Below are 20,729 nucleotides of genomic sequence, written 5' to 3' on the forward strand. Positions count from 1 at the left end.
TAGATTTACTCTGGTTGCGGCAATTATTTTCTGGGAGTAGATACTGTTGTTTGATAAATTTTATATAAAAAAGAGCTATCAGAATTTTTCCAAATGCAATAGAATTTCTTTTTGTACCTCTTCATAAGATTCTTGAATTAGCCAGTGACCTGCATCTAATTCTACAAACCGATAATAATTGCTTACGTAATCTTGCGTCCATTCAACACCCGATCGCCTTAAGGCGCTGTCTTTATTTCCCCAGACGAAAAGAACAGGGACATCAATTGTTCCTGTATTGACCCCTTCAGAAAACATATTATAATTTGCCCTGTACCAGTTTATAGCAGATGTCAATGCATTTGTTTGGCTAAATAAATCTATATAAGAAGTAATTTCTTCTTCTTCATGTTCAGACCAAATAGACCTAAGCACTTCATAGTTGTTTTTGGCTAGCATATATTCTGGAATTCTCTTGGTCTGAAAATTTCTAATATACTCACTTGAATTATACTGTAGACTATCTTCCTGATAGGCACGAGAGAAGGCTTTTAAATGAGGAACTGATAAGGAAGTGAAGCTTCGTAATCTCTCGGGATAATCTGATGCTATTTGCCAGCCTACTCCGCTTCCCCAATCATGTCCAATTAAATGAAACTTATTAATTCCAAGGGCATCTGCTGTTGCAATTACATCTTTAGCTAAATGAGCAATTTGATATTCGGCAATTTCATCAGGTCTTGCCTTATAACTGTATCCTCTTTGATCCGGGGCAATAGTATAATACCCGGTTGTATTTAAATCTGACATCAATTTTTTCCATATTACTGATGATTCAGGAAACCCATGAAGCAGAATAACTGGAATATCTTGTTTGTCCCCACTTATTTTGGTTGAGAATGCATACCCATTTGCTTCAATAAGGCTATATCCTGGAGGTAAGGTTCCGGCATTTGAGCCCTTTACAATTTTGTTCATATAGATAAAACCAAGTAATAGTCCTAAAAGTAACAATAGGGCGGAAACTGCCGAAATTTTGAGAATCTTATTCCGTTTTGATTTTATCATTATTTGATTAATTACAAGGTTTTCTGTGAAATGAGCTTTGATGCATTTTACATATAGTTGTGCCTGCCTGCGGTAGGCAGGCTTCTGTTATTTTTTTCTATCAGTTGTAATCCTGTTTTAGCGAACTGTTAATTTGTTCAATTAAGAATTTGGAATTTTTTAAAGAAAACTCCAATTCTTCTTTAGTTTCTGTAAATAAAATTCTTTTAAAATTACTTATGCCTTGAAATGTGGCTGCAAGGTGGCCGTAATTAATTTTATTCCATACAAGAGAATCAATCAATGGACCCTGGTCGTGTATTTCAGTCACTCCGAAGGTATACGAGTTTACATAAGAAGTGACCTTACCTTGATAGTCATTAGTAGTCTTTTCCACTCGGGTCATAAGCGAGGTTTTCTCATTATAAAAATTCTTTATGTTAGCTTTTAATGGGTCAGACAGATTTTCTATTAATCTTGTTTGAATTAGACTATTATAAGTATTTGTATTGTACGGAATTTGAACAACCCAGTTGGGGTTAAATTCAAATCTCATTATTTGAATTAAAGTATCAACGGTTGCACCAGAACTTGCTACTCTTGCTCTCAAAGATTCATTCAAATCATATTGTTCATTAATGAATGGAAGTCTTGCCCTGATTAAAAGAGTGTCTTGTGTTAAGTCGCTTTTCAACGCAACCAAAGAGTTTTTAATTCTTATGTCGGTTTTTCGATTTTCATTCCAATTGTTAATTGATAGTGCAATCAAAATTCCGATGACCACAAGCACTATTTCCCCAATAGCATAAAGCAGGTACTTGCTGAATTTGTCTTCAGATAGTAGCGACTTTCTTATTCTTCTAAAAAACTTAATCATAGTTTTAATTTTCCACCTCTTCGGAGGGGTAAGAGGTGGGTTTTTGACCAGCGCGGCAGTGTGGCTTGTTCACTTAAAAGGTTTACTTGATAGCGATAACGGCACTTGACGGGCCGGTTAACGGCATTACACTCGTTTGACTAAACCCTGCTTCTTTCGCCCATTGATCGAAGTCGGATGCTGTAAAATCAAATCCCTGATCTGTTTCGATAGCCATGTTTAATGACATCATTAATCCGAAAGCATTCTTATTTCTTTGATCATCAATAATATTTTCAATAACAATAAGTGCTCCTCCTTCCGGTAAGGCATTATAAGCCTTTTTTATTAGCATTAATTTGTCTTCATAACCCCAATCATGAAGAATATTACCCATGGTAAGCACGTCTGCCTGAGGTAGTTCATCTGTAAAAAAATCTCCTGAACCAATCTCTATTCTATCACTTAAACCAAAGGCTTCCACATTTTCCTTTGCAACCGGACCAACGGGCGGAAGATCAAAAGAAATGCATTTCATATGATTGTTGTTTTTTGCAATATGTATAGAAAGATTTGCACCCGAGCCTCCAACATCACAAAGTGTATTATATTTCGAAAAATCAAAATCATGCGCCAGTTTCATAAAGTTCCCGGCTTGTACACCCCCCATGCCGTGTATAAATTCCCTCAGCCTGTCTTCATCTGCATAAATAGCTTCAAATAGTGGCTTACCTCCATTTTTAGTCTCATTTTGTGGTTTGCCAGTTTTCAGACATGCTTCTAAATCATTCCAAAAAGGATACAACCTATTGTTAGACATTTCTAAAATGCCTCCAATGTAGCTTGGTTTGTTTTTGTCTAAAAACAAGTCCGAATCCTCTGAATTGCCATATACCGCATTCTCTTTTAATCCGTTACGCTGCAAAAATCCTAATGCCACTAAGGTGTCCAGAAAATCATATAGGGATCTTGTATTTAGCCCTAGTTTATTTTTAATTTCTTCTCCTGATAATGATCCATTGGCGAGATGGGTAAACAGTCCCATATTAACAGCTGTAAGCAAAGTTTTTGATGCCCAAAACCCCATTCCAATTTGCATTATTTTAGAAGGGTTAATTTGATTTCCATTAGTAGTGTCCATGATGCGGTTGTTTTTGGTTAATTGATAGCTCAAATTACGTTTTTTTCATACATTAACCACAACGTCTTCGTATATGAAGCCTTGTGGCGTTTAGCTGCTATCTTTTTATACACCTTTTCGTACTTCATTATGACTAACCAATAACCATTGATGTTTACTATGAACAATAACCAAATAATTATTATTCTCTTTGGAGTATTGTATTTTGCCTTTATCCTTTATACCAGAAGGAAAGGAGATTTTGAAGAGTATTCTGTAGCTGGAAGAGGTTTAGGCAGGTTTGTGATTTTTGCCTCAATTTGTGCTTCATATTTAGGACCTGGCTGGACAATGGGACTAACGCGAGAAGGCTTTAGCAATGGTATGTTTATGGCATTCATAGCACCAATTATGGGAATTGCTATGATAATTTTTGCCATATATCTCACACCAAAAATTCGCAAGAAATTTACCAGTAGTTACTCTATTGGTGATATTGTTGGAGGGGAACTTTCTCACAATCACCCTGTAGTTATAGTCATGACAGGAACCATTGTATTGTTATCTCTTTCTGCCCTGGTGGTTGCCATGAGTTACGCCGGTGGAGAATTGATCAATAATGTTTTTGGATTTTCAAAATTCTGGTCAATTGTCATTATTACAGTAATAGTTATGTTGTATTCTTTATTTGGAGGGATTAGGGCAACGATTCAAACCGATGTTATCCAGTTTCTTCATTTTGCAATTCTAATTCCCATTTTAGCAATACTTATTGTCATGAGTGATGGTTTTTCATGGGAGCAATACAATCTATTTGCTATTGAGAAAACTGAAATCGCTTTTGAGTCGAGCAGTATTTCGGTGATATTAGGCCTTTTATTAGTTTTCTTTACCATTGCAGGATACGATACGCCAATTGTTAGTCGATATCTGGCCTCAAGAAATGATAAAGTAGCAAAAAGTGCTACAATATGGTCTGGTGCTTTTATAGTGCTATGGACCGTACTTATGATTTTCATAGGTACTACTGGTGCCTACCTGTATCCGGAAATCGCCAATAATGATCAGGTGCTTCTTCACATTGCACAAAATCATTTCCCTGGTATTCTCTATGGCATATTTATTATAGCTATGATTGGAGTTGTAATGTCCTCTCAGGATACGTTTTTGAATAACGCCGGCGTAAGTTTTGCTCAGGACATTATTCCACGTATCATACCAAAGGCATCTAACAAGAAAAAGCTATTTTACTCCAAGGCATTTACGATTTTTATAGGATTAGTAGCCATCGTAGTCGCCAATTTTGTGGATTCTGCTCTGGAAATTGCTTTGATTATTTTAGATTATTACGCCAATGTAATGCTCGCTGTTACAATTTTTGCCATAACGAAAAAGAAGCATTATTGGCAATCTGCAGTCTTATCCATGTCTGCCGGATTTTTATCAAAGTTGAGTTGGGATGTATTAGGAAGTGCGGAAATCCCATCAATTTTTATAGGAATTTCATCTAGTTTCGGTGCTTATTTATTATCAGACTTTTATTTTAAGTTAAAAACTAAAAGGAACGGCAAGGATTAAATACTGCGGAAATACCGGGGTAAAATAACCATAGTACATCAACAAGCGATACACAAAACCGTTATGCTCAGTTTTTTAGTTTTCCAATTCTTTGTCCCTGTTCAACCGTAACTGAATTCAATTTACCTTTTTCGAAAATTAATAAAACAGTAGAGCCTCCATATTTAAAATGTCCTAGCTTTTCTCCCTTGTAGATTTGTTTTGGATTTTCGTTATTAATTTCCTTGTAGTCATCTTCAAATACAACTGAACCAACTGTTTGCAAGCCTATAGGAATCATTGCAATAAAACCATATTTGCTTGTTTCAATAATGAAATACCCATGTTTAAAATCTTCAAAGACACTATAGTCTTTGTTATAGCCTGGGTTGCCATTGTTGATCATATCCAGCATGTCGGGCATTCCAAATAGTCTGTTTCCGACATTTTCATTTGATTCTACTATTTTCCCGCTTATAGGGGAGTGGTAGTGATGATAATTGTCTGGCATAAGGAAAAGGGCCAATGCCGAACCGCCAACAAATTTCTCAGCATATTTAGAATGGTCAAGTAGTGAATTCAAACTCATTGTCATTCTTCCCTTTGTTGGTATTTCTGTTTCTAATTCCAGTTCATTGGCTACCATATTTATAATTCCATCTGCCGGTGATACAAGAATAGCGTCATCTGTGGGATCATGGATTGAACGCGTACCCGGCTTTAAGTCGCGTGTGAAAAATTCATTGAATGAGTTAAAGCCCTCTTCAGGTAAAACAAAGTCCTCATTATGGAGTGAATTATCAGATAACCATTCCTCAATGATTTTTGCAGAGGCGGGGCTATCCATAAATTTTCCGCGTTCTTCAATGAAATAGTTGGCCCAACTAAGACCAGGTTCAGATAGCACGAACTTCATGCCGTCGGGATTCTTATAATAGAGAAAAGTAAATTTTAGAATTCTATCTAAACCATTATGGGTGTTGGGCAGAAAATAGAACCAATCGTTCAGAAAATCATATAAATCATCAATGCTTTTGTCTTTCCAGGGATTTGGAGTACCATTAGGTAGTTCATGCACATTCTTGAGCATTAAATTAATTGTATTCCTTAAGTCTTTGTTGTTCTCATAGAGGCCCTTTAGATTTTTAACAGGCGGACTATCCTCCTGTGCCGATAAATTAAACCCGATTAACAGCATCGTAAAAAGACAAACTAAGTTTTTAAGCATACAGATGGTTTTGTAATTGATAGCGTTTGTTTTTTTTTAGTCAGTACTATTTTCTTTTATATCACTAATAACCCATTCCATTATATTATCTATTCCTTTAGAGTAACTTTCCCATTCATATTCAATTAATTTATCAGGCTGAACTCCTTGTGTAACATCAGCTTGAAATCTAAATAACCTTTTGGAATAGGTAACAACCATTCCGGAATTCGGAAGGCTAAATTGTCCCATATCCTGATAACCAGTTGGGTTAGACCCAGTAGGTTCTCCCACAATTTTTGCATTAAGTATTTGTCTAAATTGTGAAGCATTGCTGGTAGCTGCAGAGAAAGTTACTTTGTCTGTTAAGGCATAAACACCAGATTTCCAATCAACACTGTCGGCTAAATTTAAATAAAAAGCGAGAAAAATTCCGACAAAAAAATCTCCCCCTCCATTATTCCTTAAATCAATGACGACTTGTTTAATCTGATTATCATTAATGTAATTTAGAACTGATTCTCCAAACATTTCCATTTCTTCAAATGAAGGATAACTCTCAAATTTGATATAAATTCCTTTTGTGTTTTTTATAGGACTAAACCAAAGGAAATCGTGTTTGGAATCTATTGGTTTTTGAATTTCAGGAATTACAATGTTATAAGTTTGGAAGTCGGTATGCTCATAATACGCTTTGTTACTTACCCCTTGTAAGACTACTTCAGATTCATTATTACTGTCGTCTAAAAAAGAAAATTTGGCTTTAAATTCATTAGCTGTTAACCCTAATCCAAATAACAATTCGGATATCATCATATATTGGCCGGTTCTGATAACCTCAGATTGTTTGTTTTCAATATACTGTGCAACTTTGCTGACTTCATTTGTGATTTCACCTATTGATTTCCCATCAATTTTCGTTAATATTTTACCCAAAAGGGATTTGTGATCATTGGTTGTTTTTATAACGCGCCATTGTTCGTCTACTTTATATATTTCTATTGGAAATACATGTGTTTCAAAACCTCTTAAGGAAAATGCAGTATGCCCGTCTCCAATTTTACGCGTTAATCGCATTAAATCAATGATAACGCCTAAATCGTTTTTCTTATTTAAAGTTGATTTTATTTGTGATAACTCATCTTCAAATTCATCTTTACTCATTTTAGAATAAAGGTCAATATGGTTCTGTTCAAGATGGGTTTTATAAAAAGCGATATCTTTTATCCAACTTTCAACGTCTATTAATTGTGAATATGTAGTAATGGTAATTAGAAAAATTAGTATAGTTGTGAAAAATCTGTTCATAATACTTTGGTATTGTTATTCCTTTTTTGCTGTGGACTAATTTCACTTTTTATTAGTTGTTCACCTAATCTATTTTGTCCAGAATCACAGGCATTTGTCCTTTCCACTGGTTCCATATGGCATTATTTGTAATTAGTTCTGCCATAAAATGTCCAACATTCATTCTTCATGTTTTTTTGGGTTAGATATGGCAGGTCTGGTGGGTGAAGAATAAACTTCGTATTCAGTTATCTCGACTTCATTTGTTAAAGTATAGGGGCCGTATTGTTACCCACTCAATGCAACTATCCTTTTTGTCCAATTCCGGTCTGTAAATGATCAGCTGCATTTTCATTATCAACATGTGGAGGCAATAGTCATTTATATACGGCTTTACTTAATTGACACCGGTTATCGTTAATTTTAATCAGCAGGCTTCAATAAGTTTTCTTTGACAGCATCAAAACTTATCCAATAAATATCCCCGGATTCATCATTTCCCCTGTGAAAAAACAAATATTTACCATCTGGTGATACGCCAGGGCACATTTCGCAGGCATCGGTATTCACCATAGGGCCTAAATTTACTGCTGGGGTCCATTTACCATTTTTTTTGAAGCTTATATATATATCGCAGTCGCCATATCCCGATGTAGCTTCGCCATCAAACAGCATATAGTTTTCATCAGGATCAACAAAAGAATGCGCAATGTATTTGCCCTTAATGTTGATTTCCTTTGCCATACGCGTAATGGTATCGTATTCCCCGTTTCTTGACAAGGAATTGTAGATAACCCAGTCTTCAGGTTTGTCTCCTTTTTCACCTGTTGTAAAATACAGGTTACCTTTTTTGGACGATGTTAAATACATGATAACGGATCTGTCCAAAAAAGGTTTACCCAGGGGTTTGGGCTGGCTCCAACCAGCAACTGTTTTTTTGCTAAACCATTGATGTAGTCCGGACGATTTTAGCGTATCGTTTAGTGGCCTTGTGCTTCCAAAATAAAGCCGATCGCCTTTTGGGCTAATATGAGGCTCAAAGTCCCAGCCTTTGGCAGCCTTAAAAGAAAACACTTCTGGATCTGTCCATTTACCATTAACCAGTCTCATGCTATAGATTTCATTGTCTAATTCTGGTTTTCTTCTGGTAAAGAACAACTCATCCATTTCCGGAGAAAAGGTGATCGCAAATTCAAAATTCCCTGTTGAAACAATGTCCTTACCAAAAACTACCGCCTTATTAGTTGGAACCTCCTCACCTAACAGGCTTAAGTTAGACGGTACTTTTGGTTGACAACCACTGAATACAATCAGGGAAACGGCTAATGTAAATACTAATTGTTTCATGCAATTACATGTTGTTTTATTAGATTTTCTCCGGAACTTCAATGTTCCATACTCCACTTTTAAAAGTTTTTGTGGCATACGCTTTAAAGCTAATCGGCTTTCGTTTAAGAATTCTTTCAATATCATTGGTGATTTCTGAATTAGCTGGATTTCCCAGAACCTCTGTGAACAAATACTCTATCAGCCAAATAAAATCTGCAGGTAATTGCTGTTCTTTCAATGCAGTTACATAAGTTGCTATACTTATACCGGTAAATTGGATTTCTCTTCCAGTAACATCGGAAATAACCTGTACGGCTTCTTTAAATGTCAGCGTTTCAGATCCGGTGAGTTCATATATCTCACCATTATGTTGGTCCTCTGTTAATGCTTTTACGGCAATTTCGGCAATATCATTGGCATCAACAAATGGAATCTTCATTTCTGCAAAGGGTAAGGCAACCTGCCCTGCTAATACTCCTTCGAGCAAAAAGTTCTCGCTGAAATTCTGATTAAACCAGTTAGCTCTGACAATGGTATGATCTAAACCAGAATGAATCACCACCTGCTCGCATAATTGAGCCTCTCTCTCTCCTTTCCCGGAAAGTAATACCAGTTTTTTCACTTTAGCTCTTTTGGCAACTTTTACCAGTTGTTCAATGGCTTCCAAGGCGCCAGGTACTGCCAAATCTGGTTGGTAGGTGATATATATCCGGTCTATTCCTTCAACGGCTGCTGGCCATCCTTCAGGCTGATGCCAGTCGAATGCCGGACTTCCTCCTCTGGACCCAACCCTAACATTGTGACCTAGGTTGTTTAATAAGTTTACAATTCGTTTTCCGGTTTTCCCGGTTCCTCCAATAACTAAAATGTTTTGTTTCATGATTTAAGTTTTAAATGTTTATGAATATTTATGATGTTAGATTTGTGAATAAAAGTCCAATTAAGAGTAGCACGAAAGATGCAATAGAACTTAATGTTCTAACCAAATGCCAATGCCTCCATGGGTTTTCAAATTTTCGACGAAGGGCCTTAAGTTCTTCTGCAGAGGCTAAAGCCAAATCTGTTTTGTCAAGAATTTCGTTTAAAGGAACATTCCTAAAGACGGTTACCATAGTTACTCCCAGAATAAAGAGTGACGCAGCCGCCACAAAGACCCAAAACGATGTATCTTGCTGTTGATATTTAAGATAAACGATGATCATATTGCTGATAAATGGCCCAAAGAAAACTATCATAAACAGCGGGTTAATGATTGCCCTGTTCATCTGTTGAAAGGCTTGTAGGAATGCCATATCGTTCAATTGTCCTATTCCAGGGGTTACAGCATTTGTCCAGGTAAAGCACAGACCTGCGGTAAGCCCGGTTAAAATAATAGTTATGAGTATCACTATTGTTTCTAAGTTGAATTCCATTGCGATTAGGCTTTTAGCGTTTTTGTATTCGGATAAACCCGGATATAGTAGTAGAGCACGGCTACCCCAACCAATTCAAGAGCGATAACCCAAAATCCTATATCAGTAAAAAAGGTATAATGATTTCCACCGTGTGGAATAATAAAAAGAGGCACGGTAATTACGGCATCTAAAAATGCCGCAATAAGCAAGAATATATTCCCCACCAAAAAGCCATGAGTATTGCGCTCCTTTTTGTAGTATATAAAAGATCCCAGCCATACTAATGGCATGACCATAGTAAACAAAACCATATTTGCTTGTTGTTCTGGATCTTCCAGTATTTGGAATTGAAACGAAAGTGTATAGAAACTTACAGCCAGGACCCAGATTCCAATACCGATTAAAATTGCTCTCATAGTTTTCATGTCTTATATTTTTTTGATTACAAGACAAAACTAGAGGATGCTCCGGAGGGTTATTTATTCAAAAAGAAGCATTATTTGTTTCAAAAGACGAGCTATTTAATTTGGCTGGGCCGGTATCCAAATTTTTTAGCGAAGGCGTTAGAGAAAGAGCTTAAGCTATCGTAGCCTACATGCCAGGCAGCTTCCTGAACGGTGGCTTGTTTTTTACTGATGAGGCCATGAGCCGTTTTTAGTCGTTCATTCTGAAGATATTTAAAAACAGGAAGGCCGAATACCTCTTTGAATTCTTTTTTAAGTTTGGTGGTATTTAAGCCTAACTCTTTGGAAAGTTCAGTTAATGAGGGTGGGTTATCAAGATTATTGGATAAAATCTCTTTTGCCATTTCCAGGCGTTTTTTATCTACTGATTTTAATCCCTGAGCATGATTTAATGCCAATTGCCCAAAGAAGTGAGACAATAAAGTGGTGATCTGACTTCTAAAAAACATCAATTTGGTCTTACCCTCGTATTCAATGTTGAAAAGGCTATCGACCACCTGATGCATTTCAGGAGTCATAAAAAAGCTCGGACCTTCAACATAATGATCTTTGGGGTTAACCAGTTTATCCAGCAGCTCTGAAAATAATTCTCCTTCCTGATTGGGAAGATTTTGCAAGTTTCTGGTAGCTGTAGCAATAACGATGCATTCCAGTGGATTATCCTTTGAAACGGTATGAATACAATCTACATGTTCATCCGCGAAAAAGGAGAGCGCCAGACCTTTGGTATAATTTAATTCCCGTTTCCCGGTGGGATAACTCATTTCCAGATCAACATTGCCAGAACCATAAAAGGCTACGGCAATAACAGGTTCATCAAATTTACAGGTGTCTTTGATGACTTCTTTGGAGATGGCCGTCTCAACTAAAATTGTAAAGTCATTGATATCTATAATATCTCGGGTCATTAGAGGATGTAAATTTTAGCCATTATCGGTTATCGCTTTTTACTTTTTTTATTCACACTAATTTAATATTTATTAAAGAAGTCCTGAATTTCATCAATTTTACTTGTAATAGTGAGAGATAACATCAGTAATATTCTTGCCTTATTTGAAGGTAAATCATTGGCAATAATTATTGGTGTCTCCTGAGGATTAGATCCCATTATTCTGCTCCCTTTGATGCTGGAAGAAATTACAATTGGTTTATGAGTTGCAGGTAAATTGTTTATCTCACTAATAATACCCTGGCTTAGTCGACCCCCGGCAAAAGAGCTTATTACCAACCCCTGGTTTGATCTATTTAAGAAATAAGAAAGGATCTTTGAATCCAATCCGGCAAAATCCTGAACTATATCTACTTTAGGTAAATTGTCTAGGTCATAAACATTAAATTCAGATTCAAAAGTATGAAGTTTGATAGGGGAACGATAAAAAGTTACTTTTTCCGGATCACAAAACCCAATGAACCCAAGTTCGGTAGCGGGAAATGCATCGACTCTTCTATTGTTCATTTTCAATAAGTCTCTAGCTGCGCTGATATTGTCGTTCATTACTACCATAACCCCCCTGCCAATTGCTTCGGGAGAGATACCCACACGGACTGCGTTGATTAAATTCGCTGGGCCATCAGCAGAGATTTCATTGGATGATCTCATTGAGCCCACCAAAACAATCGGTACTTTGCTTTGATGTGTCAGGTTCAGAAAGAAGGCCGTTTCTTCCATTGTATCCGTGCCATGCGTGATAATTATCGAGGTAATTTCCGGGTTAGAATTTATGGCTTCCCTAATATGCTTCACGAGTTGAAGCCAAATTAACGGGGTCATCTTTGAAGATCCTATATTTATAAATTCATCAACTTCAATAGTTGCATAATTGCTTAGTTCAGGGACGGCTTGTATAAGATCATGTCCTTCAATTAAAGGAGCATTTGTTTTGCTGGCTATTGTGCCACCAGTAGTGATAATAAGCACTTGAGGTTTATTAGTGCCTTGGGAATGAGAGGCGGACCAATAAAAAAGTAGAAGGATTATAAATGTAATTTTTTTCATGAGTTACCTATGTTATAGTAATTAACATTGATTGCCAACGATTAGTGTATGGTGTCGAAACATCCCGTATGAGGTAAGCGCTTTACACATTGTTGTACTTATTGATTTCTTAATAGCATATAGCCATTGTCAGCCCTTGTATTGCTACTTTCGGGGCTAATTGAATGATATAGGAGTGCTATTCAGGTTTTGAATATTCAATTAGTTCCTCTACGTAGACAAAATCACCCTGAGTCTGATTAAGCATAATAAAGTTTTTTACTGCAGGAGCATACAACCAAACCTCCTCTTCATTTGCGCTATATCCTCTGGAATTAGTGATTTTACCTGTGTATTTAATCTTGTAGGCCATAAATGTCCCAGCTTCTACAGTTTCTTCCTGATATGATAATACCTCAGCATCCTGACTTTGGTTGCCCGTAGTGCCATCCTGACTTGTCCAATTGTTCTCATATTTCCACTTTTTACCCACTTCCAGAGGCCAGTCGTACTTAGGTGTTTCGCTTTCTTCCGGCTTCACTATGTCAGTAACGGGAATGGTATCATTTCCGATTGTCATGCCCAAAATTCCATCAATACTGATTATTTCTCTTGTATCTTTTCCATCCGAACGTACTTCGCCTGCCGTAGTTACGCCTTTATATTTCCATACCCATTTTTCACCCACCTGATAATCAGCCAGCGTGGGTTGTTGGTTAATATCAGATTTTTTTGGACTATTGCAAGCACCCAGAAGTATAAGTGATAACAATATTACACTTTGAAATTTCATGTGAAAAATATCTTGAATGTACCTACTTCTCTTTAATGTCTTTTTTCGGCTTGTTCAGACCATTCTATTAATTATCAATATTCTGAATGTCTTTCATCATTCTCTCTGAACCCAAAGCAGACATAGCTTTTTGATACATATATGAATTGTTTTTTTTATTTAAAACAAGGTCTGCGGCAAACAGACCATAGGCTAAAGCGCCTTTTGCGCCAATTCCGGACATTCCCCCAACAATTATAAGCCCAGCATCAATTTCTAAATCGCTATCTAGAGCATTACTTACATAAGGCACCTCTGATTGAGTTAATGAGTATACACAAGAATAACCTCTTTCATATTCTAAATCCTCAAATGCTATGGGTAAATCCAGTTTAGTTAAATAATTTAATGTATTTTCTTTACTCCATTGAATTTCCTCTGTAGTTAATTCTAATTTCCAAACTTCATCTAAATCACTAATATCTGTCCGTAAGAAATGTGCTCCGGTTTTTAACAAAGGAATGTCATCTTCATCAAATTTTTCAATCATCGAATAGAAAATTTCAGAATTTAAATAGGCAACCGGATAAGATGCTTTTAATTTTTCTTTTTGGGCAATAGATAAGGCATTGTACTTTGCGGAATTTATTTTTATAAACGACAGAAATAGTCGTTTAGGGGTTATCAAATTGGTTAGATAAGGAGCAATTTCCTTTACCAGAGTTCCATTGTATGGTCCGGCTGCAGCAACTACTTTCTTGCTCAAAACAGTTTTGGATGAACCTGTCTGAGTATTTGTAATTTCAATTTTATAAATGCCATCCACTTTTTTTAAGCCGGTCACTTTTTGATTGTAGTTTATTCTATTACCAGCTTTTCTTATAGCCTTGTGAAGCTTTTGAATTAATACTTTTGGATTTAGTGTACCTGAATAGTCTTTAAATTCACGAATGACCATAGTAGTATCAGGAATTTTCATACCAAATTTTTCCTCTGCTTCCAATACATTTGAGGCATATTCATACCTATCTGTTTGGCCATCTAATAATGCTTCAACTTCTTTTAATTGAGATTTAGAATATATGTAAGTTACAGGTGAAGTGGTATAGATATCCTCCATTGAGTGCAGTTCGTGCTTTTCACCTTTATTTAAGTAATCAATTAAATTTTTGGTTTCACTGACTGAGGTTTGCTGCAGATATGAAAAAATATCTTCATTTGGTCCAAGACTTCTTGAAATTCGGGCTTCTCCAAAACTTGATCCAAAAGTGTAAACAGCGTTTTGTTGTTCAATCAATAAGACATCGTTTCCATATTTTGATAGCTCCCAAGCCGTTGAACTTCCCATTAGTCCGCCACCAATTACAACAATATCTTCTATCTTTCCTTCAGTAGCACATGATGTTATAGTTAGTACAATGGTTAGAAGTACAATAAGATTTTTCATACTCGGGTAGGGGGGTTATTGTTCTTGTTTATCTTTTTCAAAAACACTTTTAGGAATATGCATGGTCACCAACATATTTGGCAAATCTACAACTTCCGCAATCTTTAGATCTCCAATTAAAGAACAAAGCATATATGCTTCTTCCCAGGAAATTTCATAATTCGTTGAAATATGTTCAACCATATACCGTGTCGCTTTTTTAGCAGCTTCATCTATTGTTGTTCCAAACCCTGTAGTTGCGTAATAGTCTTTAGATTCGTACTGTGGTTCTTTGATTTTTTTATCTTTTATGACACTTAATTTAAATCGTATTCTCATATCGCATTCTACCGCTGTCCCCACTACTTCTCCAAGGCCTTGCACAGCATGCGTATCACCTATAGAAAATAATGCACCTTTCACGAAAACAGGAAAATATACGGTTACTCCTTTGACCATATTTGGGTCATCCATATTACCACCGTTTGCTCTTGGCGGAAAAGTAGTTAGCATCTCTTCTGTATTTGGAGCTACGCCCATTACTCCCGCGAATGGTCTCATAGGTATACTTATTTTATCAGAAAAATGAACAAGATTATTTTCATTGTCTAGCTGATAAGTTTTAAAGCCGCTAGCTTCTGTTTCACCTGCCAAAAAGCCAAATTCTGGCCCCATGCCTGTCCAGCCCCATTCTCCGGGTTCCAAATCTAACAGCTCAACTGCGAGGACATCACCAACTTCCGCTCCCTCTATATAAATGGGTCCGGTCAATGTGTGGACTTTATCCATATCTACTTTTCCAAAATCTTCTAGTGTAGAATTTATGTTCAATTGCCCGCCCGTAGCTTCCTGTGTAAATGCTTCAATAATACTGCCGTCCGGAACTTTAATTTGATAAGGAATTGAATTACTGAACTTATTATGATTTTTGTCTACTGTAATTGTGAAATCAGGTTCAGGAATAGATGCTGTAATTATTGAGCTATTAATATCGACCTTTTCTTTACAGCCAAATATTAAAATCAGAATCAGGAAATATAGTACTCTTATCATGGTTGTGTTATTTTAATGCCGCTTATATATTGTTAGCAGGAGTTACTACTTTTTTTCTTCTCGCAAAATTTTCTCCATTTTACGACCTTTTGCCAATTCATCAATAAGCTTTTCCATACGTCTACATTGTTTATACACTTCAAATTCATCTTCTATTTCTTCAATTCGATAACCACAAACAACTCCTTTAATCATGTGTGCGTTGGGATGGATTTTTGCTTTTTCAAAAAACGTTCTATACGTTACTTTCTCTGCAATAAGTGTTTGTAATTTATCCTCATCAAAACCAGTTAACCACTCTATTACTTGATGGAACTCTTCTTTTGTTCTACCATTTTTCTCCAGTCTATTCAGGTAAAGTGGATAAATAGATGCAAATACCATATTGGCAAGCTTTTCATTTTTTTCGGCCGTAACTTTCATTTTTATTTGATTTTGAATTAATTGGTGCTAACGGTTTGTTTATGATGTGTGACAGCAAATAGGCACTTATCAGTTACATAAAAAATCATAGATTGAAGATAGGAATTATTTGTGTATGTCAGCTGGCATACACCATACACGTTGCTAGCTGTTGGCTTGTCCTGATTATATTTGTTTGAATCGGAAATTGTTCTCTTAGTTTATTTTTATCTTATCTTATGACAATTGCAACCTGATATAGTGCTATGTCAGTTTATAAACGAAAAAGTCCTGGCATTTATGGCTTTCAATGCTATTGACTTTAATTTTCACTAATCTTTTTCCCCCTGTTTTTGAATAAAATCTTTCATTAGTATTAAGACTTCGGGCGCAATGGTCATTTCGATACTGTCTATTTCTTCCGGTAATCCTGTTTTTGCAGGTTGTAGCATGTGGTTGAGGTTTGACATTAGTTTAGAAGTGACCTCGGTATTACCAGCTTCTTTAAGAATTTGGTCAATGACACCTACATTAGGAACACCGGGAACATTCAAATCCAATGATCCTCCAATAGATAGCACGGGACATCGAACCTGCTTGAGATAATCTTCTGGAGTTGGTCCTTCCCAAAACTCTCTAAATGCTGGACTGGCATAATATTCTATATAAAGCAACTCGATTACTTCATCGAAATCTTCTCCTGTCAGTCCTTCCAATCCTGAAAGATCATTACGGTTTCGAACGACCATATTATAAATAGAATCCTCTAGTGCTTGCCCAAGGTCCATATCTAAAGCTAGTTTAATTAAAGAATCATTAACTTGAGATTCTAGTAATATCTGCTCTTCTGAAAAACCTCTTGCCTTAGCCATCCCAATAGAGAACAAACTGTCTGCTACGGAATAAGGTATTCCTGATGCGCCCAATAGGATTAAAAAATCCAATTCATGTTCCGCTGCAATCATGGGACCTGTATTACCTCCTTCACTATGTCCTGCAACCCCTATGGTGTTAAAATCAATATCTTTCCTATTTTTCAGGTACTGCACAGCACTCCATCCATCTGAAGCAAAATCATCATAAGTGGCGGCATCAAAATTGCCTTGTGACTCTTTAAAACCCCGTTTGTCATAGCGCAATACGGCTATTCCATTCCTACTTAAATAATCGGCCATAACCAAAAAGGGCTTATGATTATAAACGCTATAATCACGACCATGCTTCCCTGTTCCATGCATGAGTACAACAGCTGGATAAGATTTGGATGCTGTGTTGGGATAAGTAAGGGTGCCTTTTAACACGATACTATCCTTAACGTTTATAAATTCAATGGTTTCACTCTTATATGGAATAGGAGATTCGAGAGGGTTGTTTCGAAAATAAGTAGCAGCAGCATATTTTTCTTTTTTTGACTGATTGATACAAGCCCCTAATAGAATCAAAGCAACAATGCCTAATTTGTATTTCATAAAGTAGCGTTTAAAATCCATTGCATATAGTAAGTGAATATAGCACTTTATGCACTGTATATCGCTAGTAGCTAAGATAGCAAATCATCAATACCTTTAAAGGAATTTTCTGTCCGGCCCATTCATCTTATAATCTTAATCGTAGATCAAATGAGGTTTGTGTACAATGTTGTACCTTAATATGCCTGCTAATAAATCCCTGAAATATGAAATATATTAATTTGCTGTTCTGGTTGTTTGCAATAACCTTTTCTCTGAACCTTAGCGCACAAGAGGAAGACAAAAACGAAGATTCGAATACCCTTTTTTTTCATGCCGATAGCCTGGTTACCCAGTTGAAATCGGCCGACAAAAGATGGAACGCCTTCTTAAAAGGCGAAAATGTGCTTACAGGTATTTACCATTTAAAGTCCGGGGAGACCGATATGCAAAAACCTCACGGTACAGATGAGGTCTATTACATTATAGAAGGGAAGGCGAAATTCACCGCAGATAATCAGGAATCTAACGTTTCCAAAGGCAGTATACTCTTTGTAAAAGCCGAAATACCCCATAAATTCACGGATATAGAGGAAGATTTGGTGATACTGGTGTTTTTTGATCAATAGTGCTAAGTGGTTGCCTGCAAATTAGTTGAATCCTTCACCTTCTATGGTCTTTTTAAATACAGCATATTCCTTGGTTTAACCCAGGTTCCCACATGATTTTTATCATTTCTATCCATTGAGACTAGGGGTATATTTGACAATAAAGCATCCTTAGTTAAAGCACAATATGGGAACCACAAAATCTCTAACAGGCGGTATTAAGGACTTCTTTCTTGAAATTGGTGAACTGGCCTATTTTGCCGGCAGATTCTTTAAAGAGGTATTAAGGCCTCCTTTTGAATATAAAGAGTTAATCAGACAGTGTTATCAGATGGGAAACCGCTCTCTGGTACTTGTATTGGTTACAGGTTTTATAATTGGCCTGGTACTAACATTACAGTCCAGGCCAACACTTATAGAATTTGGGGCGGAAAGCTGGATGCCTAATATGGTAGGTATTTCAATAGTTCGTGAGCTTGGACCTGTAATTACCGCTTTGGTTTGTGCCGGGCGTGTTGCCTCAGGCATCGGTGCCGAACTTGGTTCCATGCGGGTTACAGAGCAGATAGACGCCATGGAAGTGTCTGGTACCAACCCTTTTAAGTATTTGGTAGTTACCCGCATCCTGGCAGCCACCCTAATGCTGCCATTACTGGTGATATTAGGTGATGCCATTGCCCTGTATGGTTCCGCTCTTGTAGAAAATTTTAAAGGGAACGTCTCATTCCAACTCTATTTTAACAAGGTTTTTGACGCCCTTGATTACAGGGATCTTGTACCGGCCACCATAAAATCTTTCTTTTTTGGTTTTGCCATTGGATTAGTGGGTTGTTTTAAAGGGTATTACAGTAAAAAAGGTACCGCAGGAGTTGGCCTGGCAGCAAATACTGCGGTGGTATTTACGTCTATGTTATTATTTGTGATAGATTTTATAGCCGTTTTTATATCCGATATATTCTATGATTTATGAAAGTGGAGAGGAAAAATACTAACGTACAGACTATTAAGGAAGAGCCCGAGCTAATTATGCATATAGAGGGGCTTCATAAAAGTTTTGGGGATAATCATGTGCTCAACGGGTTTAATATGAAGCTCTATAAAGGGGAAAACCTGGTAGTAATGGGAAAGTCCGGTTCAGGAAAATCTGTCATGATCAAATGTCTGGTAGGCCTCATTGCACCTGATAGCGGCTATATCTCTGTTATGGGGAAGGAAATTAAAGATCTGGACAGGCCAACATTAGATGATTTGCGCTCTGATATTGGCTTTTTGTTCCAGGGGAGCGCACTTTACGACTCAATGACCGTCCGCGAGAATTTAGAATTTCCGATGAGAAGGCACAGGGCCAAACTTGGAAAGGGATCAGATTTGGATGCGTTGGTATTAGAGGCTTTGGAAAATGTGGGACTTGCAGAAGCGATAGATCTGATGCCCGAGGAGCTTTCAGGGGGTATGAAACGCCGGGTGGCCCTCGCCAGAACCCTGATACTCCGGCCGAAAATAATCTTGTATGACGAACCTACAAGTGGCCTGGATCCTATAACGGCCAAAGAGATAATAGAACTAATGCGCAGTATACAGAAGAAATATGGTACATCATCACTGATCATTACTCATGATGTGGACTGCGCACGGGTGATATCAGAACGGATGATTTTGCTGGTAGACGGCATAAATTATGTGGAAGGTACTTACGAAGAGCTTGTAAAATCCGCAGATCCTAAAGTAGAAGCATTCTTTAAAAAATAAGACCGTGGAAAAAACAACAGTAGAAAAAATAAGATTAGGCGTTTTTGTAGTATTAAGTACAATCTTGCTTGTGGTGGCTGCTTACATTATTGGTAACAGGCAAAACATGTTTGGCAACACCTTTGTGATCAACGCAGTATTTAAAAATGTCAATGGGCTTCAAAAAGGGAATAATGTGCGCTATTCCGGGATTGATATCGGTACGGTAAACAAGGTTGAAATGGAGAATGATACCACAATCATAGTGGGCATGCTGATTTCAGAAAAAATGCTGAAGCACATTAAGAAAGACGCTATTGCCACCATTGGGTCCGACGGTCTTGTGGGGAGTATGATTGTGAATATTGTTCCCGGAGCTACTCTGGCATCTCCTATACAATCCGGGGATACTATTACCTCCTATAGTAGAATAGGAGCAGAAGATATGCTGAGTACGTTAAATGTAACCAATCAGAATGCCGCCTTACTTACTGCCGACCTGCTTAAGGTGACCTCAGCCCTTACAAATGGCAGAGGTACTTTTGGGTTGTTGCTGAATGATACTATTATGGCACATAATTTAGAAGAGACCATTAAGAACTTAAGGGTGGCAAGTGTTCAAACCAATGCCACAATCAAGGATCTGAACCTATTTATCAGTGCCTTAAATAATGAAGAAAGTGTGGCCCAGTTACTTTTAAGTGATTCGGTGGCAGCACAGAAAATGAAAAGCATATTCAACAACCTTGAAACATCAGGAGAAAGAATTAGTTCTCTGACCACTTCGCTAGACAGTGTAATAAACGGCATGACCAAAGAGGGCGGAGCTATAAACTATTTGGCGACAGATACAACACTTGCCGTCAGATTAGATACCATAATGATAAATATAGAAGAAGGAACTGCTCGATTCAATCAGAATATGGAAGCATTAAAACACAATTTTTTAACCCGGGGGTACTTTAGGAAGCAAGAAAAACAGCGAAAAAAAGAAGAAAAAAACCACTAATCTCCGAACAATGACATTGCTCATTCTGAGGGTTTTTTTAAAAGACTAACTTTTCATGCCAGATGCTA

The 20,729-nt window shown here is 37.0% G+C and carries 21 protein-coding genes; 5 read left to right on the forward strand and 16 right to left on the reverse strand.

The window, feature by feature from the left end:
* Positions 1-78: 78 nt before the first annotated feature.
* From J1G40_RS17065 to J1G40_RS17075, 3 genes are all read right to left on the reverse strand, one after another.
* The gene (locus J1G40_RS17065; protein WP_265243874.1) at positions 79-1,047 is read right to left on the reverse strand and encodes an alpha/beta fold hydrolase; all 969 of its coding nucleotides are present in this window, start codon (positions 1,045-1,047) and stop codon (positions 79-81) included.
* 100 nt (positions 1,048-1,147) lie between these two features.
* On the reverse strand, positions 1,148-1,903 hold the full coding sequence (locus J1G40_RS17070) for a DUF6090 family protein (RefSeq protein ID WP_265243875.1): 756 nt from the start codon (positions 1,901-1,903) through the stop codon (positions 1,148-1,150).
* Between the two features lie 82 nt (positions 1,904-1,985).
* Positions 1,986-3,023: an acetylserotonin O-methyltransferase gene (locus tag J1G40_RS17075; RefSeq protein WP_265243876.1), complete on the reverse strand. Its 1,038-nt coding sequence runs from the start codon at positions 3,021-3,023 to the stop codon at positions 1,986-1,988.
* 159 nt (positions 3,024-3,182) lie between these two features.
* Between J1G40_RS17075 and J1G40_RS17080 the strand changes: the two genes are divergently transcribed.
* Positions 3,183-4,580: a sodium:solute symporter family protein gene (locus J1G40_RS17080; RefSeq protein ID WP_265243877.1), complete on the forward strand. Its 1,398-nt coding sequence runs from the start codon at positions 3,183-3,185 to the stop codon at positions 4,578-4,580.
* A gap of 67 nt (positions 4,581-4,647) precedes the next feature.
* Here the strand turns inward: J1G40_RS17080 and J1G40_RS17085 are convergent, their stop codons facing one another.
* The 13 genes from J1G40_RS17085 to J1G40_RS17145 all read right to left on the reverse strand — a co-directional run bounded on the left by J1G40_RS17085 (position 4,648) and on the right by J1G40_RS17145 (position 17,337).
* Positions 4,648-5,787: a phosphatidylserine decarboxylase gene (locus J1G40_RS17085; protein ID WP_265243878.1), complete on the reverse strand. Its 1,140-nt coding sequence runs from the start codon at positions 5,785-5,787 to the stop codon at positions 4,648-4,650.
* 36 nt (positions 5,788-5,823) lie between these two features.
* The gene (locus tag J1G40_RS17090; RefSeq protein WP_265243879.1) at positions 5,824-7,074 is read right to left on the reverse strand and encodes a S41 family peptidase; all 1,251 of its coding nucleotides are present in this window, start codon (positions 7,072-7,074) and stop codon (positions 5,824-5,826) included.
* A gap of 402 nt (positions 7,075-7,476) precedes the next feature.
* Complete coding sequence (locus J1G40_RS17095; protein WP_265243880.1) at positions 7,477-8,400, reverse strand: hypothetical protein; 924 nt, start codon at positions 8,398-8,400, stop codon at positions 7,477-7,479.
* A 19-nt stretch (positions 8,401-8,419) separates the two neighbouring features.
* Positions 8,420-9,262 carry an NmrA family NAD(P)-binding protein gene (locus J1G40_RS17100; RefSeq protein WP_265243881.1) on the reverse strand — a complete coding sequence of 281 codons (843 nt, stop codon included), beginning with the start codon at positions 9,260-9,262 and terminating at the stop codon, positions 8,420-8,422.
* Between the two features lie 28 nt (positions 9,263-9,290).
* A complete protein-coding gene (locus tag J1G40_RS17105; RefSeq protein WP_265243882.1) occupies positions 9,291-9,794 on the reverse strand; it encodes a DUF1772 domain-containing protein in 504 nt (167 codons plus the stop codon).
* 5 nt (positions 9,795-9,799) lie between these two features.
* Positions 9,800-10,192, reverse strand: coding sequence for a DUF5367 domain-containing protein (locus tag J1G40_RS17110; RefSeq protein ID WP_265243883.1), 393 nt, complete (start codon positions 10,190-10,192; stop codon positions 9,800-9,802).
* 101 nt (positions 10,193-10,293) lie between these two features.
* A complete protein-coding gene (locus J1G40_RS17115; protein ID WP_265243884.1) occupies positions 10,294-11,148 on the reverse strand; it encodes a helix-turn-helix transcriptional regulator in 855 nt (284 codons plus the stop codon).
* A gap of 62 nt (positions 11,149-11,210) precedes the next feature.
* Positions 11,211-12,236, reverse strand: coding sequence for an asparaginase (locus tag J1G40_RS17120; protein WP_265243885.1), 1,026 nt, complete (start codon positions 12,234-12,236; stop codon positions 11,211-11,213).
* Positions 12,237-12,414: 178 nt separating this feature from the next.
* Positions 12,415-13,008: a hypothetical protein gene (locus tag J1G40_RS17125; protein ID WP_265243886.1), complete on the reverse strand. Its 594-nt coding sequence runs from the start codon at positions 13,006-13,008 to the stop codon at positions 12,415-12,417.
* A gap of 67 nt (positions 13,009-13,075) precedes the next feature.
* On the reverse strand, positions 13,076-14,434 hold the full coding sequence (locus tag J1G40_RS17130) for an NAD(P)/FAD-dependent oxidoreductase (protein ID WP_265243887.1): 1,359 nt from the start codon (positions 14,432-14,434) through the stop codon (positions 13,076-13,078).
* A 15-nt stretch (positions 14,435-14,449) separates the two neighbouring features.
* Complete coding sequence (locus tag J1G40_RS17135; RefSeq protein WP_265243888.1) at positions 14,450-15,466, reverse strand: acetamidase/formamidase family protein; 1,017 nt, start codon at positions 15,464-15,466, stop codon at positions 14,450-14,452.
* Between the two features lie 45 nt (positions 15,467-15,511).
* The gene (locus J1G40_RS17140) at positions 15,512-15,889 is read right to left on the reverse strand and encodes a DUF2200 domain-containing protein (protein ID WP_265243889.1); all 378 of its coding nucleotides are present in this window, start codon (positions 15,887-15,889) and stop codon (positions 15,512-15,514) included.
* A gap of 311 nt (positions 15,890-16,200) precedes the next feature.
* Complete coding sequence (locus J1G40_RS17145) at positions 16,201-17,337, reverse strand: alpha/beta hydrolase (protein WP_265243890.1); 1,137 nt, start codon at positions 17,335-17,337, stop codon at positions 16,201-16,203.
* Between the two features lie 206 nt (positions 17,338-17,543).
* Between J1G40_RS17145 and J1G40_RS17150 the strand changes: the two genes are divergently transcribed.
* The 4 genes from J1G40_RS17150 to J1G40_RS17165 all read left to right on the forward strand — a co-directional run bounded on the left by J1G40_RS17150 (position 17,544) and on the right by J1G40_RS17165 (position 20,661).
* On the forward strand, positions 17,544-17,945 hold the full coding sequence (locus J1G40_RS17150) for a cupin domain-containing protein (RefSeq protein WP_265243891.1): 402 nt from the start codon (positions 17,544-17,546) through the stop codon (positions 17,943-17,945).
* Between the two features lie 166 nt (positions 17,946-18,111).
* Positions 18,112-18,894, forward strand: a complete 783-nt coding sequence (locus J1G40_RS17155) for an MlaE family ABC transporter permease (protein ID WP_265243892.1) — start codon at positions 18,112-18,114, stop codon at positions 18,892-18,894.
* A 56-nt stretch (positions 18,895-18,950) separates the two neighbouring features.
* Positions 18,951-19,673 (forward strand): ABC transporter ATP-binding protein, encoded by a 723-nt coding sequence (locus J1G40_RS17160; protein ID WP_414855672.1) that lies wholly within the window; start codon positions 18,951-18,953, stop codon positions 19,671-19,673.
* Positions 19,674-19,677: 4 nt separating this feature from the next.
* Complete coding sequence (locus J1G40_RS17165) at positions 19,678-20,661, forward strand: MlaD family protein (RefSeq protein ID WP_265243894.1); 984 nt, start codon at positions 19,678-19,680, stop codon at positions 20,659-20,661.
* Positions 20,662-20,729 lie beyond the last annotated feature (68 nt).

Source organism: Muriicola sp. Z0-33, assembly GCF_026126425.1.
In the GTDB taxonomy this organism is placed as follows: Bacteria; Bacteroidota; Bacteroidia; order Flavobacteriales; family Flavobacteriaceae; genus JAFMPW01.

What these genes read in the sequence shown, in the direction of transcription:
- J1G40_RS17105 (WP_265243882.1), bottom strand. Translation starts at nt 9,794, where the DNA reads ATGGAATTCAACTTAGAAACAATAGTGATACTCATAACTATTATTTTA.
- J1G40_RS17085 (WP_265243878.1), bottom strand. Translation starts at nt 5,787, where the DNA reads ATGCTTAAAAACTTAGTTTGTCTTTTTACGATGCTGTTAATCGGGTTT.
- J1G40_RS17130 (WP_265243887.1), bottom strand. Translation starts at nt 14,434, where the DNA reads ATGAAAAATCTTATTGTACTTCTAACCATTGTACTAACTATAACATCA.
- J1G40_RS17160 (WP_414855672.1), top strand. Translation starts at nt 18,951, where the DNA reads ATGCATATAGAGGGGCTTCATAAAAGTTTTGGGGATAATCATGTGCTC.
- J1G40_RS17140 (WP_265243889.1), bottom strand. Translation starts at nt 15,889, where the DNA reads ATGAAAGTTACGGCCGAAAAAAATGAAAAGCTTGCCAATATGGTATTT.
- J1G40_RS17095 (WP_265243880.1), bottom strand. Translation starts at nt 8,400, where the DNA reads ATGAAACAATTAGTATTTACATTAGCCGTTTCCCTGATTGTATTCAGT.
- J1G40_RS17080 (WP_265243877.1), top strand. Translation starts at nt 3,183, where the DNA reads ATGAACAATAACCAAATAATTATTATTCTCTTTGGAGTATTGTATTTT.
- J1G40_RS17125 (WP_265243886.1), bottom strand. Translation starts at nt 13,008, where the DNA reads ATGAAATTTCAAAGTGTAATATTGTTATCACTTATACTTCTGGGTGCT.
- J1G40_RS17120 (WP_265243885.1), bottom strand. Translation starts at nt 12,236, where the DNA reads ATGAAAAAAATTACATTTATAATCCTTCTACTTTTTTATTGGTCCGCC.
- J1G40_RS17155 (WP_265243892.1), top strand. Translation starts at nt 18,112, where the DNA reads ATGGGAACCACAAAATCTCTAACAGGCGGTATTAAGGACTTCTTTCTT.
- J1G40_RS17135 (WP_265243888.1), bottom strand. Translation starts at nt 15,466, where the DNA reads ATGATAAGAGTACTATATTTCCTGATTCTGATTTTAATATTTGGCTGT.
- J1G40_RS17100 (WP_265243881.1), bottom strand. Translation starts at nt 9,262, where the DNA reads ATGAAACAAAACATTTTAGTTATTGGAGGAACCGGGAAAACCGGAAAA.
- J1G40_RS17115 (WP_265243884.1), bottom strand. Translation starts at nt 11,148, where the DNA reads ATGACCCGAGATATTATAGATATCAATGACTTTACAATTTTAGTTGAG.
- J1G40_RS17070 (WP_265243875.1), bottom strand. Translation starts at nt 1,903, where the DNA reads ATGATTAAGTTTTTTAGAAGAATAAGAAAGTCGCTACTATCTGAAGAC.
- J1G40_RS17065 (WP_265243874.1), bottom strand. Translation starts at nt 1,047, where the DNA reads ATGATAAAATCAAAACGGAATAAGATTCTCAAAATTTCGGCAGTTTCC.
- J1G40_RS17145 (WP_265243890.1), bottom strand. Translation starts at nt 17,337, where the DNA reads ATGAAATACAAATTAGGCATTGTTGCTTTGATTCTATTAGGGGCTTGT.
- J1G40_RS17075 (WP_265243876.1), bottom strand. Translation starts at nt 3,023, where the DNA reads ATGGACACTACTAATGGAAATCAAATTAACCCTTCTAAAATAATGCAA.
- J1G40_RS17110 (WP_265243883.1), bottom strand. Translation starts at nt 10,192, where the DNA reads ATGAGAGCAATTTTAATCGGTATTGGAATCTGGGTCCTGGCTGTAAGT.
- J1G40_RS17090 (WP_265243879.1), bottom strand. Translation starts at nt 7,074, where the DNA reads ATGAACAGATTTTTCACAACTATACTAATTTTTCTAATTACCATTACT.
- J1G40_RS17150 (WP_265243891.1), top strand. Translation starts at nt 17,544, where the DNA reads ATGAAATATATTAATTTGCTGTTCTGGTTGTTTGCAATAACCTTTTCT.